Source organism: Kribbella sp. CA-293567 (genome assembly GCF_027627575.1).
Classification (GTDB): domain Bacteria; phylum Actinomycetota; class Actinomycetes; order Propionibacteriales; family Kribbellaceae; genus Kribbella.
Map to the genome: position 1 here is coordinate 6,830,923 of NZ_CP114065.1, position 13,714 is coordinate 6,844,636.

Here is a 13,714-nt window from a genome sequence, read left to right on the forward strand (position 1 = left end):
CGGTACCCCGGTGGCGGCGCTGTACGCCTAGTTCAGCCGACCTGTTCGGCCGATTCCGCGCCGAGTACGTCGCGCGCTCGGGTTGCGCCTGCGGGGTGCGCTGCCGGACGGCTGACCGGCACGGCTGCGGCGACCGTGTTGGCGGTGATGATCGTGGCGACGGCCAGCCACTCGATCGGGCCCAGGGTCTGGTGCAGGACGGCCCAGCCGACCAGTACCGCGAGGAGCGGGTTGACGCTCATGAAGAGGCCGTAGAAGCCGGTCGGTACTCGGCGGAGGGCGATGAGGTCCACCAGGAACGGGACGGCGGAGGAGAGTACGCCGGCGACGACCGCGTAGGCGACGTACTGGAGGGTCGGCTTGTGGTGCAGGAGCATCAGCACGCCGATGGGGAGATAGACGATCGCTGAGACTGTCGAGGCGGCCGCGGCGCCCTGGGCGGAAGGCAGGCGGTTGCCCAGGGTGCGATTGAGCAGGATGTAGCAGGCCCAGCAGGCGGCCGCGACCAGACCGAGGGCGATGCCGAAGTAGTCGGTGGTGGGCTGCGGCCGCATCAGTACTACGACCGCGGCGCCGGCCGCCAAGGCGCAGTACAGGTCGAGGCGGCGGCGTGATGCAGCGAGGGCGACCGCCAGTGGGCCGAGGAATTCGAGGGTCACGGCGAGCCCCAGGCCGATGCGGTCGATCGCCGTGTAGAGGGTCAGGTTCATGATCGCGTAGACCGCGGCGAGAGCGAGGACGGGCTCCCACTCGCGGCGGGTGAAGGTGCGGAAGCGTGGGCGGGTGATGCCCACCAGGAGGATCGCGGCGACCCACTGCCGGACGGCGACGACGCCGGCTGGTCCCAGCGCCGGGAAGGCCAGCGCGCCGGTCGCGGCGCCGACCTGGTTGGAGAGCGCACTTCCCAGCATCATCAGCACACCCTTGGCTCTCATAGCTGCAGGGTGTGCCTGCCGCAGCAATACGCAAAATGCATCCTTCAGCTACCTATACGCTCAGCGTATGGATGTGGAGCTCCGGCAACTCAGGGTCCTGGTGGCGATCGTCGACGCCGGGAGTTTCACCGACGCGGCGCTCGACCTCGGCGTCTCCCAGGCGGCCGTCTCGCGGACGCTGGCAGCGCTGGAGCAGATCCTGAAGGTCCGGCTGCTGCATCGGACCAGCCGCACGATCGCGCTCACGCCAACCGGCGCTCAGCTCGTCTCCCGGGCTCGCCGGCTGCTGGCCGAGATGGACGACCTGGTGCGTGAGGCGACGTCAGGTCACGCCCGGCTCCGCCTCGGCCATGCCTGGTCGGCGCTCGGCCGTCACACCGCCACCTTCCAGCGCCGCTGGGCCGAACTGCACCCCAACGTCGACCTGCTGCTGGTCCGCACCAACACCGCGAGCGGCGGTCTGGCCGAGGGCGCGTGCGATCTCGCCATCGTCCGGACGCCGCCCGACGAGAAGCACTTCGCCGTCACCGAGGTCGGGCTCGAACGCCGGGTGATCGCGCTGGCCGCCGACGATCCGTGGGCCCGCCGGCGCTCGATCAGGCTCGACGAGGTCCGCGACCGCACGGTGATGTCCGACCGCCGCACCGGTACGACGACCGCCGACCTCTGGCCGTCCGGCGACCAGCCGCGGCTGGAGGACACCGGGGACGTGGACGACTGGCTGGCCCGGATCGCGGCCGGTGGCGTCGTCGGGATCACCCCGGAGAGCACCGCCACGCAGTACGGGCGGGCGGGGGTGGTCTTCCGTCCACTACGCGACGCGCCACCGGTCGCGGTACGGGTGATCTGGCCGCGCCACGACCCCCATCCGGCGACCCAGCACGCCGTCGCGCTGATCGCCGAGGCCTACCAGGGTTAGCCGACCTGCTCGACGGAGGCTGCGTGCCGGCGGGCGAGCTCGCGATAGATCGCCGCGTTGTGGTCGACGAACAGCTTCGCGTTGCCGTCGAGCGGAATGATCTTCTTGGCCGGGCTGCCCAGAGCCACCGACTCTTCCGGGACGACCGAGCCCGGCGTCACCGTCGCGCCGGCGGCGATCAGGGTGCGGGCACCGATCACGGCGCCGTCGAGCACGATCGCGCCGTTGCCGATCAGCGCCTGTTCGCCGACCGTGCAGTCGTGGACCAGGCACTGGTGCCCGACCGTCGCGTTCCGGCCCACCTCGCAGACCCCGGTGTTGACATGGATGACCGAGTTGTCCTGGATGTTGGCGCCCTCGCGGATGATCACCCGGCCGAGATCGGCGCGGATCACCACGCCGTACCAGATCGACGCGTCCTTCTCGACGACCACGTCACCCACCAGAGTGGCGGTCGGCGCGATCCAGGCTTCCGGGTGCACGGTCGGGCTGACGCCCTCGAACGAAAACAGCGGCATGGTCAGCAGACTAGGCGACGGATCTCACTTTGTTCACCAGTACTGCGCCCGCGAGGGTGATCGCCGCGGCCAGCGCGTAGAGCACCGGGTAGCCGCCGAACAGCTTGACCACCGGGGCGGCGATGGCCGGAGCGATCACCTGTGGCAGCGAGTTGGCGATGTTGATGACACCGAGGTCCTTCGCCCGGTCGCGGGCACTCGGCAAGACCTCGGTGAGCAGGGCGAAGTCGACGGACAGGTAGACCCCGAAGCCGATGCCGAGGATCACGGCGCCGATGACGGCCGCGGTCCAGGTCGGCCGGACCGCCAGCACGAGGGCGCCACCCGCCATCACCACCCCGGCCCAGGTGACGAACACCTTCCGCCGGCCGAGCCGGTCGGACCAACTACCCGACGAGACCGCCGTCAGGATCACGCACAGGCTGTAGATCGCAGTGAGAATCAGTACGCCGGTGCCGGGATCGCCGTACTCCACCGCGTCCTGCAGGTAGAAGAAGAGATAAAGCGTACCCAGCCCGTTGCCGAGGTTGAGCAGGAAGCGGGTCAGCCAGGCCCAGCCGAAGTCCGGGTACCGCCGGGGGCTCACCCAGAAGCTCTTCACGAACTCCTGCCAGACCAGCGGAGGCTTCTCCGGCAGGCGCTGGTCACCGCTCTTCAAGACGTACGGGACGACCGAAAGCAGGAGAAAGCCGGCGCACGCGATGTAGCCGAAGCCCACGCCTCCAACCAGCGTGGCCAGCCCTACGCCGACCAGGGCGCCCAGTGTCTGAGCCAGCGCGACCCAGCCACCGACAACCCCGCGCTGCAGCTTGGGCACCCGATCCGGCACCGCGGCCGTGATTGCCGCCAGCAACGCGTTGCAGAACAGTTGCACCAGGCACCAACCGACCACCATCACCGCGACGGCAGAGGCGCCGGACAGCACCAGCAAGCCGGCCGCCCCACCCAGCGCGCCGCCGAGCACCCAGGGCACTCGCCGGCCGAACCGGGACGCGGTCCGGTCGGACACGGCACCCGCCACCGGATTGGCGACGACCGAGACCGCTGCACCGATCCCGGTCACCAGCCCGAAGACGAACTCCTTGTTGTCCGCCGCGACCGCCTCCGACTGCTTGGCCAGCAACACCTGGATCGGCCCGAGGAAGGCAGCGAACACCCCGACGTTGGCCAGTACGACGGCAGCGGTCCATCGTCCCCTGACCAGAACCGTCGGCTCGGCGAGCGCGAGGCTCATGGGCGGTGACGGGCGATCAGGTCGCGGTACCAGTGGTACGACGCCTTGGGAGTGCGTTCGAGCGTCTCGTAGTCGACGTGGATCAGCCCGAAGCGCTGGCTGTAGCCGACCGACCATTCGAAGTTGTCGAGCAGGGACCACTGGAAGTAGCCGCGGACGTCGACCCCGTCGTCGATCGCGGACTTCAGCGAGTGCAGGTAGCTGTCCAGGTAGTCGATCCGGCGCTGGTCGGCGACCACACCGTCGACCGGTTCGTCGTTGATCGCGCAGCCGTTCTCGGTGATGTAGATCGGCGGCAACCGGTCGCCGTAGCGGTTCTTGAAGGTGCGAAGGATCTCCCCGAAGGCCTCCGGCACGATGGGCCAGCCGAAGTCGGTCTTGGCATACCCCTCCAGAGCGCGCGGCTCGAACGGAAGCCCGGCCGGGATCGGGATGCCATCCGTCGCGGCCGTGTCGGGGTTACCGGTCGGCGCTCCGACCCGCGCCGGCGCGTAGTGGTTGAGACCGAACCAGTCGATCGGGGTGGAGATGATCTCCAGGTCCTCCGCGACCGGGCCGGGCATCCCGTCCCCGATCCCTGCCGGGTACTCCCCCAGCAGGATCGGGTCGGAGAACATCCAGTTGATCAGGTTGTCGTACAGCCCCGCCGCCTCGACGTCCTCGGCGCTGTCACTGGCCGGCCAGGTCGGCGCGTGGTTCGACGCGATCCCGATGTTCGACGCGCCACCGGCCCGCAACGCCTGGACTGCGCGCCCGTGGGCCAGTAACTGGTGATGCGCCACCGGCAGCGCCTCGAAGCTGAGCTGTTTGCCCGGCGCGTGCCCGCCGACCGCGTAGCCGATCAGGGTGAGCACCATCGGCTCGTTGATCGTCATCCACAGCGGCACCCGGTCGGCGAACCGCTCGGCCAGGATCGTCGCGTAGTCGGCGAACCGGTCCGCGATGTCCCGGTTCAGCCAGCCGCCCTCGTCCTCCAGCTCCTGCGGGGTGTCCCAGTGGAACAGCGTCGGCGCGGGTTTGATGCCGGCGGCAAGCAGTTCGTCGATCAGCCGGTCGTAGAAGTCCAGGCCGGCGCCGTTGCCGAGCCCCTTGCCGCCCGGCTGCACCCGGGGCCAGGAGAAGGAGAAGCGGTAGACGTCGACCCCGAGCCGTTGCATCAGCGCGACGTCCTCGGCGTACCGGTGGAAGTGGTCGCACGCGACCGCCCCGGTGTCGCCGTTCAGGATCCGGCCCGGCTCGGCGCAGAAGGTGTCCCAGGTCGAGGGGCCGCGACCGGCTTCGGTCACCGCCCCCTCGATCTGGTACGCCGAGGTCGACACACCCCAGACGAAGTCGGGGCCGAAGGCAAGCTCAGCTGTCATTGGCATCCTCAGGTTTCGGGGCAGGCATGTCCTGCACCTTCGGCTGCTGCACCGGCCGGACGATGACGGCCGTCCCGTAGGCCGCCACCTCACTCATCGTCTGGGCGATCTCGTTGCAGTCGAACCGCATCGCCAGGATCGCGTTCGCGCCCATCTGCTGCGCCATCTGGCACATCCGCATCACCGCGACGTGCCGCGACTCGGCCAGCATCTGGGTGTACTCCGGCACCTCGCCGCCACCCAGCGACCGGAAGCTGGCGGTGAAGTTCGAGCCGAAGTCGCGGCTCCGCACGGTCAGCCCGAAGACCTCCCCGAACACCTTCTCCGCGGTGTACCCGGGCAGGTCGTTCATGGTCGAGACCAGCACCGGGTACGGCGAACCCTGCGGAGCCACCCGCGGCTGGTTGTACTGCTGCGGCGGCTGGTGATGATGCTGCTGCGGCGGTCCCTGCTGGTACCCGGGCGGCGGCCCTTGCTGGTACCCCGGCTGCTGCGGCGGGTAGGGCTGGTTCGGGTTGGGGGGAAAGTACTGGTTCATGGCGTAATCATTGCCTGTAGACCTGGAACTCATACAGCGAGTACCCGTACGACGTGGCGCGTTTCGTTCCCGTCATCCGGACGTACCGCGCCTGCACCGGCGCGAACCTCGCGACGTCCTTCCCGCCGTTGCCGGCCGCGGTGGTGAAGACCTGCTGCCAGTTCACGTTGTCCCGCGACACCTCCACCCGGTACGCCGAGCCGTAGGCCGCCTCCCACTGGAGCACCACCCGCCGTACCGTCTGCTCGCTGCCGAGGTCGACCTTGATCCACTGCGGATCCGACCAGCCACTCGCCCACCGCGTCTTCGGGTCACCGTCGACCGCCTTGGCGGGCGGCGAGTTGAAAACGCCGCCCTCGTAGCTGCTCGCGGTCGCCGTCTTCCCCACCGCCAGGTTGGAGACGTCGTCCCCGCGTCGCGCCGGGAACTCGATCACCTGCTGGTAAGTCGGCCGGTTGACCCAGGCCATCCGGTCCTGGGTGATGCCACCCATCGGCTGGTGCACGATCTGGTCGGCACAGAACTGGTCACCGGCAGCACAGTCGCCGGTCGCCGGGTACGTCGTCGTCGCCGGCACCTTGGTTGCTGCTAGCAAGGACTCGGAGAGCACCGATCGGCAGTTCACCAGTACTCCGGCACCGCAGTACGTCACCGGTTGCGCCGTCTGCACCGGATCCCCGAGCACCTTCCGCAGATCGCGCTGGACGAAACCCCACCAGCCGTTCTGGAACGCGGAGCCCTGTGCGCCCGGCCGCTCGTCGATCTTCTGCGCGCTGACCAGCGAGTTGTAGAGCTCCGGTCCGAGCCCCTGGAACTGCGCCGGCACCAGCAACGGCCACCAGGCGTCGAGGATCCGGATCGCCTCGGCGTGGTCGTAGGTCTTCGATGCCTCGTTCGGTGACTTCCGATGACTGCCGGCAGCCTGCCAGGCCTCCAGTTTCGTCACCGCCGCCGCGACGGCCGGGTCGGTGATCGGTGCGCTCTTCAGCACCCGCAGCAGATACGGCAGCACCTGATCGGCTCGCAGGTCGACCGTCGCCGCCGACTCCATCGCCTCGACCAGCTTGCCCCGGGTGAACTTCTGCCCGGCCCCGATCACCGACTCGATCCGGTCGTCCAGCGGTTGACTGCGGTAGACCGAGTTGTAGCCGAAGTTACCGTCGGCGGCAGAGAATCCCGGTGCCTGCTTGTTGTTCCAGCTGGTCAGGTAGTCCTGGTCGATCACCTGCGGGTGCTGCGCGGCAGGGGTGTAGGTCGCCCGGTTGCTGATCGGGTTCCAGCCCTGCCACTCGTACGTGCTCCAGGTCGGCAGGTTGGGATCGGCGCCGGCCGCGCGCACCGGGTTGTCACCGGAGTTGTAGTACGCGATCGAGTTCTTGTCCGTGTAGAACCAGTTGAACGTGTACCCGATGTTGCCCGCGGCCCGCTGGAAGTCGGCGGCCGAGTGGATCGCGTCCGGGTCGTTGAACAGCATGAACCCGAGCGCCGAGCCGGCCTCGTTGCCGTAGGTCGACCGGTTCTTGGTGAACAGCACCGGCTTCCCGGCCACCGTCCCGCGATGGGTGACGATCCCGTACTTCGTCCGCTGGGCGACCAGCGTGTACGAACCGGCCGGCTCCGACGAGCCGAGACTGGAGTACCACGCGTTGTGCCGCTCGAGCTTCTCGATCGGCGTGCACTGACCGCGGAACACGTAGGAGGTCGACGACTTGCTCGGCGTACCGCCGTCTGCCTCGCACAGCGGTACGGCGTACGTGTCGGTGATGTCCTGACCGGCCGAGGTCGCGCTCCAGGAGTAGTCGGCGCCCCGCCCGATCAGCGTGTAGAAGTTGAGTCCGGCGAAGGCGACGCCACGCGAGCTGACGCCCGGGCCCTGGAGCTCCTGGCGGAGCAGTAGTTGCGGCGCGAAGTACCCGGTCTGCGGACCGTAGACGGCGATCGGGTTGCCGCTCTCGGTGTGCTGACCGGAGACCAGCAGCGCGTTCGACATCCCCTTCGGGCCGAAGTTCTCACCGAAGACTCCGGCATCGAAGATTCCGCGCAGCGATTCCTTGCCCTGGGCCTTCTTCGGTGGCTTGATTCCGTCGCTGCTCCTGGGTTTCAGCGACCTGGAAGCGGCCGATCCGGTCTGGTCGACGACCTGCGGCTCCGGCGTCACCGAGCCACGATCAGGCATCGCCCGGCCCGCCGGGTTCGCGCCGACCACGCCGTAGGGGAACGACGTGCCGTTGTGCACGGTCGTGTTCGCCTCGGGGTCGTTCTGGGAACGGAAGGACTCCCACACCTTGGTGCCCTGGGCAACTCCGTACTTCGCCTGCGCCTCCAGCAGGGCCAGCGCGGAGGCCATCTCGCCGCCACCGCCGGTGCCGAAGATGCCGGCCACCACGGCCGCGGTGGCGACCACGTCGGTCACCTTCCACGGCTGGGGCTTCGGCAGTCCGAGCGCGACGTACTCGCCCGGATAGGCGATGCCGACCGTGTTGATGTAGTGGTTGACGCCGTCGACCCAGGCCTGGATGTCCTTCTGCATCTTCAGCCCGTTGGCGCCGTAGAGGTCGTCGGCGTCGTCGTACTGCTTCTGCAGATCGGCTTCGTTGTAGGGCGCGGTCCGCCAGAACTCCTGCTCGAACGCGCGGTTGCCGGCCGCGCCGCCAGCGAACGGGGTCAGCTGGCCGCGGCCGAGGTGCCGGAAGACGTCCATCACGAACAGCCGGTCCTGCGCACCGGCGTACCCGGCGCCGAACATCGTGCCCTCGCGGGTGGTGCCGGTGATGTGCGGGATGCCGCGGGACTTGTCCCGGACGATCGTGACGTCGGCACGCGGCTTGGAGGTGCTGGCGACGTCGGCCGGCGCGACCCCGAAGGACGCGTCGTCGAAGTACGGATCGAGGCCCTCGTCGGTGATGCCCTGGGAGTTCCAGACCAGTCGCTCGTAGGGTTTGACGGTGTCGCTGAAGTGCGCCGGCCTGGTCCCGAAACCCTTGAACAGCAGGAGATCCGCGAAGGTGGCGTTGCCGTTCTGGCCGGGTGGGACGATGTCCTCGCACTGCCCGACGCAGTAGTCGACCGGAGGAGCGGCGGCAGCGGCCACAGGTCTGGCCTGACTGGTGGTGGACAGGCCGGCGGCCATCACTGCGCTCACGGAGAGCGCGGCCAGCGTGGTACGGACAACACGAGTGAGCTGAGCGGGGCGGCGCGTCACTGGGTCCTCCCAAAGTCGTCGTCAAAAACTGACGATGACTCACTAGTAGCATCAGGTCAAGAGTCTTGGACGCTTGACCTGCTCGACGTACTGTGAGACCGATCGAGAGGAGTCCGATGGCTCGCGTACCGGCGCAGGAACGCCGTGCCGACCTGGTGCAGGCCGCGATCCAGGTCGCCACCCGGGAGGGACTGGCCGCGACCACCACCCGACGGATCGCCCAGGAGCTCGGCATCTCGGTCGGCATCGTGCACTACTGCTTCCGGTCCAAGGAGGAACTGCTGCACGAGGTGATCCGGGTGATCGCGGAGGCTCAGGTGGTGGCCGCGCGCTCGGCGATCACGCCCGGCGGCGATCTGCCCACCAGCGTGCGGAACGCGTTCCTCGGGTTCTGGCAGTTGGTCGAGGCAACCCCACAAGCTCAGCTGCTGACCTACGAGCTGACCAGCTGGGCGTTACGCAACGCGGAGACCGAGCCGCTGGCACGGGAGCAGCGCGCGAGTCAGCTGGCCGGCATCGAGGCGATCCTGGCCGAGATCTCGAAGGCGACCGAGGTCGAGTGGACAGTGCCGGCCGAGCAGCTCGCGCGAATGACGCTGGCGGTCACGGACGGGGTCACGCTCGGCTGGCTGGTCGACCGGGACACGGCGTCCGCAGTACAGACGATGGAGATTTTCGCCGAGCAGTTGCTCGCGTGGGCCGGCTAGGAGACCGTGGCCGGTTCGGCCGTGAAAGTGTTGCAGGCGGCAGGATCGGCGGCGTCGAAGCCGGCGCGTGACCAGCGGCTGTGACTGGTCTTGTTGCCGTGGGTGCGCTGGGGGTTCCACTCGTCGCCGCGGTTGCGGACGGTCCACCTCCACTTCAGCAGCCAGGAGCCACGGGCGGGGAAGTACTGCTTGTCGGCGCCCAGATAGACGCCGCTCAGACAGGATGCCTGCAGTTCGCGACGACGGTGCTCCAGCAGGGCCAGGTTGGAGTTGCTCAGGGTGCTTTCGCGCAGGTGCGAGGCCTGCAGGATGCCGGCCAGCGACTGGACGTGGTGCCCGTACTCGTGGGCGATCAGGAACGCCATCGTCGTGCGGGTCCACAGCGGATCGTAGGACGCGTGGTTCTTCAGATCGTAGTCAGCACTCATGTAGATGGTGCCGTCGCAGTACACGGCGGTGCTGGTCAGGTCGCAGGGCAGGTCGGCCTGGCGACCGGCGTACACGACGAGCTTGGGCGCCGAGAATGTGAAGCCCGCCTTGCGGATCACCGGAGCCCACGACTTGTTGAGGCATGCCAGGAACTGGGTGTAGTACAGCCTGACCTTGGCCGGCGAGGTCGCCCTGGCCGCCGGTTCCTTGCAGCGCGAAGCAGGCAGGCGGCCGGCCTTGTAGAGGTTGCTCTGCACGACCGTACGAGCCGCGGTCGCCATCGGGTCGGCGGTCGCGATCGGTCCCGACGGCGTCGCAGTCGCCGGTCCGCCGGCCGGCGCGCTCGGGGCGAGCGACGGCTGAGAACTGGTGGTGGGTGCCGAACCGGGGGTGGAGGACTCGAGCGCCCGTCCGGGACCAGCCAGTCGCGCGGCAACAACCCCGGATCCGGCAGCCAGCGTGAGCGCCGCACAGATCACCACAGCACGTCCCCACCGGATGCTCCCCACCGCCGGACCATACCCGAAACCATGGCGACTGGGTGCTGCAAGCCACTATGGTGATCCGCACCATGGGCACACATGAGCGGCATCGGTTGACCGAGGTCATCAACGCCAAGGGGACTTACACCCCGCTCGGGGTCTCCCGCAGCTCGCCCGGCGTGGCGGCAGCCGTTGGTAAAGCACTCTCCGAATTCTTCGTGATGGACCAGCTCGCCGACCGCGCCGGCGACGCTCTCGCCCAGGCCACCGGTGCACAGGCCGGCGCGATCACCCACTGCACGTCCGCGGCGATCACGGTGACCGTTGCCGCCGTCATGGCCGGTACCGATCCCGGACGGATCGCGGCCCTGCCGGACACCACCGACCTGCACAACCGCGTCGTACTGCCGGCCACGCAGGTGGTCGACTACGGGCAGTCGAACGTGCAGGCGATCCGGCTGGCAGGTGCGAGCGTGATCCTCGCCGGTGACGAGAACCACTGCAGTATCAGCGATCTGGACACCGCGCTCGCCGGACCTGACGTCGCCTGTCTGCTGCTGGTGTCCTCCAGACTGGTCAACGGCGAGCCGATGGATCTGACCGCCGCTGTGCGCGCCGCGCACCGCCGAGGCGTTCCCGCGATCATCGACGGCGCGGGACAGTTTGCGCGGACCGCCGACCTGCTCGCGACCGGAGCGGACGCCGTACTGGTCAGCGCACAGAAGTATCTGGCCGCGCCGACCGCCGGGCTGGTGTTCGGCACGCAGCGGCTGGTGCGTGCGGTTCGCGCGCAGGAGAAGGGCATCGGGCGCGGGTTCAAGCCGACGAAGGAAGCGATCGTCGGTGTCCTCGCGGCGCTGGAGGAATGGCATGCGATGGACCGTGCCAAGTGGGAGGCCGATCAGGCGGCGAAGGTGACCGATTTCGCCACCGCGGCCGGCAAACTGCCCGGGATCACCGCCGAGGTCGTTCCGGACTCCGCCGGTCTGCCGTTGTCGCGCGTCCTGCTGACCGTCTCCGGCGGAATCGATGCCACCACGCTGGCAGCCCGGCTGGAACAAGGCACTCCGGCGATCCATGTCATCACTTCGCCCAGTTCAGCGGGTGAACTGCTGCTCGAACTCGTTCCCCTGGACGACGACGAGGTCGAGATCATCCTGACCCGGCTCGCGATGGAGACCGGCTGACAGCACGAAGCCCCGGCGACCAGATGGTCACCGGGGCTTCGTAGGTCAGAACATCACCGCTGGTAGGTCTTGTTGCCACCTTCGTAGCGGTTGCCCTCGGTCCGGCGCGGGCCACTGCCCGAACGCTCCGGACGACGGCTGCCACCGCTGGCGCCGCGGCCCTGGTAGCCACCGCCACCACCGAAGCGCTTGCCGCCCTTGTTGAAGCCACCGCTGCCACGCACCGGCTTCGGCGCCGGCAGCTTGACCGGGAAGCCCGACGGCTTGGTGCCACCGGTCAGCTCGGTCACCAGGCCGTCGCCCGGACGGGCGCGGACCGGCTCGGCCTCGACACCGGCCGACTCGGCCATCCGGATCATGCCCCGGCGCTGGTGCGGCAGGAGCAGCGTCACGACGGCGCCCTTGCCACCGGCGCGCGCGGTACGGCCGGCGCGGTGCAGGTAGTCCTTGTGCTCGGCCGGCGGGTCGGCCTGGACGACCAGGCCGACGTCGTCGACGTGGATGCCGCGGGCCGCGACGTCCGTGGCGACCAGGACCGGAACCGAACCGTCCTTGAACTGGTCCAGGGTGCGGTTGCGCGCGCCCTGGGTCAGGCCACCGTGCAGCGCCGCGGCCATCACGCCACGGTCGCGCAGCTGCAGGGCGACGCGGTCGGCGCCCAGCTTCGTGCGGACGAAGACGATGGTGCGGCCGTCGCGGCTGGCGAGCTCGGCCGTCAGCGACTGCTTGTGCCCCGGCTCGATCACGAGCAGGTGGTGCTCCATCGTGGAGACGGTGGCCTGGCCGGACTCGGTCGAGTGCGTGACCGGGTCCTTCAGGTAGGTCTTCACGATCTTGTCGACGTCGTTGTCCAGCGTGGCCGAGAACAGCAGCCGCTGGCCTTCCTTCGGGGTCATGTCCAGCAGCGTGGTGACGGCCGGCATGAAGCCCATGTCGCACATGTGGTCGGCCTCGTCGAGGACGGCCACCTCGACCGCACCGAGGTCGGCAGCGCCCTGCTCACACAGGTCGATCAGCCGGCCGGGGGTGGCGATCAGCAGGTCGACGCCACGGCGCAGCGACTCGATCTGCTTGGGGTAGGGCAGGCCACCGGCGATCAGCTTGATCGAGACACCCATCACGTGGGCGAGCGGCTCGAGCGCGTCGTGCACCTGCATGGCGAGCTCACGGGTCGGCACCAGCACCATGCCGCGCGGACGGCGCGACTCGGTGTGGCCACCGGCCAGCCGCATCAGCGTCGGCAGACCGAAGCCGAGCGTCTTGCCCGAACCGGTCTGGCCGCGGCCGAGTACGTCCTTGCCGGCCAGCGCGTCCGGGATGGTCGCCTGCTGGATCGGGAACGGCATCGTGATGCCGTCCTTCGCCATCCGCTGCACCAGCCGCGGCGCGAGCCCGAGGGCGGCGAAGCCGTTGCCCTCGGCAACCTCGCCGAGGTCCTCGATCGGCTCGAACTTGCGCTCGGGGCGGTCGTAGGCACGGTCGCTGCGGTCGTAGCTGCGGGCCGGACGGTCGCGGTCGAAACCACGGCTGTCGCGGTCGCCGCCGCCGAAGCTGCGAGCCGGGCGGTCCTCACGGGCGGGGCGGTCGTCACGGGCCGGACGGTCGGTCCGGTCGTAGCTGCGCGCCGGGCGGTCGTCGCGGGCCGGGCGGTCGCGGTCGAAACCACGGCTGTCCCGGTCGTTGCTGCGGAAGGCCGGCTTGTCCGAGGAGCCCTGGTAGCTGCTCTTCGGGTACGACGACGCCGGCTGGGTGCTCCTCGGGTAGGAGGAGCGCTCCGGGCGGGCGCTGGTGCCGCGCTCGGCGCGGTAACCCTTCACCGGCGCGTCACGCCGCTCGCCGCGGCTGCCGCGGTCGGAGTACTGGGAGGGACCGCCGCGACGCTCGGGAGCGGGGGCGACCTTCTCGACCCGGGCCGAGCTGCGCTCGGTGCCGGGGGTGTTCGGTGCGTCCAGCTCAGCGGCCATCCGCTCGCCGTACGACTGGGACTGGAACTTCTTGTGCCGGGGCTTCTTGATCTCGTTGCCCTCGGCGGGTACGAACTGGTCCTGGTGGTGCTGGGACACGCAATCTCTCTCTCAACGTCACGGACTGATGCCGGATCGGAGCCGCACGCGAGCGCCGGCCAAAATCATTTGGCCGGACTGAACCGTGCTGGGCAGGAGACTGGCATCGACCTGCGGGTGCTATCGCGGATTGCACCCA

General features: G+C 69.2%; 11 protein-coding genes. 3 read left to right on the plus strand and 8 right to left on the minus strand.

Features of this window, described 5'->3' with window-relative positions:
- Positions 1 to 32: 32 nt before the first annotated feature.
- Complete coding sequence (locus tag OX958_RS31590; protein WP_270133824.1) at positions 33 to 935, minus strand: EamA family transporter; 903 nt, start codon at positions 933 to 935, stop codon at positions 33 to 35.
- A gap of 67 nt (positions 936 to 1,002) precedes the next feature.
- On the opposite strand from OX958_RS31590, the gene OX958_RS31595 reads away from it, so the two are divergent.
- Entirely contained in the window at positions 1,003 to 1,854 is an 852-nt protein-coding gene (locus OX958_RS31595) for a LysR family transcriptional regulator (protein WP_270133826.1), read from the plus strand.
- On the opposite strand, the gene OX958_RS31600 is transcribed toward OX958_RS31595, so the two are convergent.
- Genes OX958_RS31600 through OX958_RS31620 form a run of 5 tightly spaced genes read right to left on the minus strand, consistent with a single transcriptional unit; the run spans position 1,851 to position 8,707 of the window.
- Positions 1,851 to 2,372, minus strand: coding sequence for a gamma carbonic anhydrase family protein (locus tag OX958_RS31600; RefSeq protein ID WP_270133827.1), 522 nt, complete (start codon positions 2,370 to 2,372; stop codon positions 1,851 to 1,853). The two genes, OX958_RS31595 and OX958_RS31600, sit on opposite strands and share 4 nt — an antisense overlap.
- Positions 2,373 to 2,382: 10 nt before the next feature.
- Positions 2,383 to 3,606: an MFS transporter gene (locus OX958_RS31605; RefSeq protein ID WP_270133829.1), complete on the minus strand. Its 1,224-nt coding sequence runs from the start codon at positions 3,604 to 3,606 to the stop codon at positions 2,383 to 2,385.
- A complete protein-coding gene (locus OX958_RS31610) occupies positions 3,603 to 4,967 on the minus strand; it encodes a GH1 family beta-glucosidase (RefSeq protein WP_270133830.1) in 1,365 nt (454 codons plus the stop codon). Before OX958_RS31610 ends, OX958_RS31605 begins: the two co-directional genes overlap by 4 nt.
- The gene (locus tag OX958_RS31615) at positions 4,957 to 5,505 is read right to left on the minus strand and encodes a YbjQ family protein (RefSeq protein WP_270133831.1); all 549 of its coding nucleotides are present in this window, start codon (positions 5,503 to 5,505) and stop codon (positions 4,957 to 4,959) included. Before OX958_RS31615 ends, OX958_RS31610 begins: the two co-directional genes overlap by 11 nt.
- Before the next feature lie 7 nt (positions 5,506 to 5,512).
- Positions 5,513 to 8,707 carry a penicillin acylase family protein gene (locus OX958_RS31620; protein WP_270133833.1) on the minus strand — a complete coding sequence of 1,065 codons (3,195 nt, stop codon included), beginning with the start codon at positions 8,705 to 8,707 and terminating at the stop codon, positions 5,513 to 5,515.
- Between the two features lie 116 nt (positions 8,708 to 8,823).
- On the opposite strand from OX958_RS31620, the gene OX958_RS31625 reads away from it, so the two are divergent.
- Positions 8,824 to 9,414: a TetR/AcrR family transcriptional regulator gene (locus OX958_RS31625; RefSeq protein WP_270133835.1), complete on the plus strand. Its 591-nt coding sequence runs from the start codon at positions 8,824 to 8,826 to the stop codon at positions 9,412 to 9,414.
- Here the strand turns inward: OX958_RS31625 and OX958_RS31630 are convergent.
- The gene (locus tag OX958_RS31630) at positions 9,411 to 10,352 is read right to left on the minus strand and encodes a neutral zinc metallopeptidase (RefSeq protein WP_270133836.1); all 942 of its coding nucleotides are present in this window, start codon (positions 10,350 to 10,352) and stop codon (positions 9,411 to 9,413) included. The two genes, OX958_RS31625 and OX958_RS31630, sit on opposite strands and share 4 nt — an antisense overlap.
- Positions 10,353 to 10,414: 62 nt before the next feature.
- On the opposite strand from OX958_RS31630, the gene OX958_RS31635 reads away from it, so the two are divergent.
- Positions 10,415 to 11,512 (plus strand): aminotransferase class V-fold PLP-dependent enzyme, encoded by a 1,098-nt coding sequence (locus OX958_RS31635; protein ID WP_270133837.1) that lies wholly within the window; start codon positions 10,415 to 10,417, stop codon positions 11,510 to 11,512.
- 53 nt (positions 11,513 to 11,565) lie between these two features.
- On the opposite strand, the gene OX958_RS31640 is transcribed toward OX958_RS31635, so the two are convergent.
- Positions 11,566 to 13,575 (minus strand): DEAD/DEAH box helicase, encoded by a 2,010-nt coding sequence (locus tag OX958_RS31640; protein ID WP_270133838.1) that lies wholly within the window; start codon positions 13,573 to 13,575, stop codon positions 11,566 to 11,568.
- Positions 13,576 to 13,714 lie beyond the last annotated feature (139 nt).

Excerpts from the sequence above, each read along its gene's own strand:
- OX958_RS31600 (WP_270133827.1), bottom strand. The coding sequence starts at position 2,372 with ATGCCGCTGTTTTCGTTCGAGGGCGTCAGCCCGACCGTGCACCCGGAA.
- OX958_RS31610 (WP_270133830.1), bottom strand. The coding sequence starts at position 4,967 with ATGACAGCTGAGCTTGCCTTCGGCCCCGACTTCGTCTGGGGTGTGTCG.
- OX958_RS31590 (WP_270133824.1), bottom strand. The coding sequence starts at position 935 with ATGAGAGCCAAGGGTGTGCTGATGATGCTGGGAAGTGCGCTCTCCAAC.
- OX958_RS31595 (WP_270133826.1), top strand. The coding sequence starts at position 1,003 with ATGGATGTGGAGCTCCGGCAACTCAGGGTCCTGGTGGCGATCGTCGAC.
- OX958_RS31635 (WP_270133837.1), top strand. The coding sequence starts at position 10,415 with ATGGGCACACATGAGCGGCATCGGTTGACCGAGGTCATCAACGCCAAG.
- OX958_RS31615 (WP_270133831.1), bottom strand. The coding sequence starts at position 5,505 with ATGAACCAGTACTTTCCCCCCAACCCGAACCAGCCCTACCCGCCGCAG.
- OX958_RS31625 (WP_270133835.1), top strand. The coding sequence starts at position 8,824 with ATGGCTCGCGTACCGGCGCAGGAACGCCGTGCCGACCTGGTGCAGGCC.
- OX958_RS31605 (WP_270133829.1), bottom strand. The coding sequence starts at position 3,606 with ATGAGCCTCGCGCTCGCCGAGCCGACGGTTCTGGTCAGGGGACGATGG.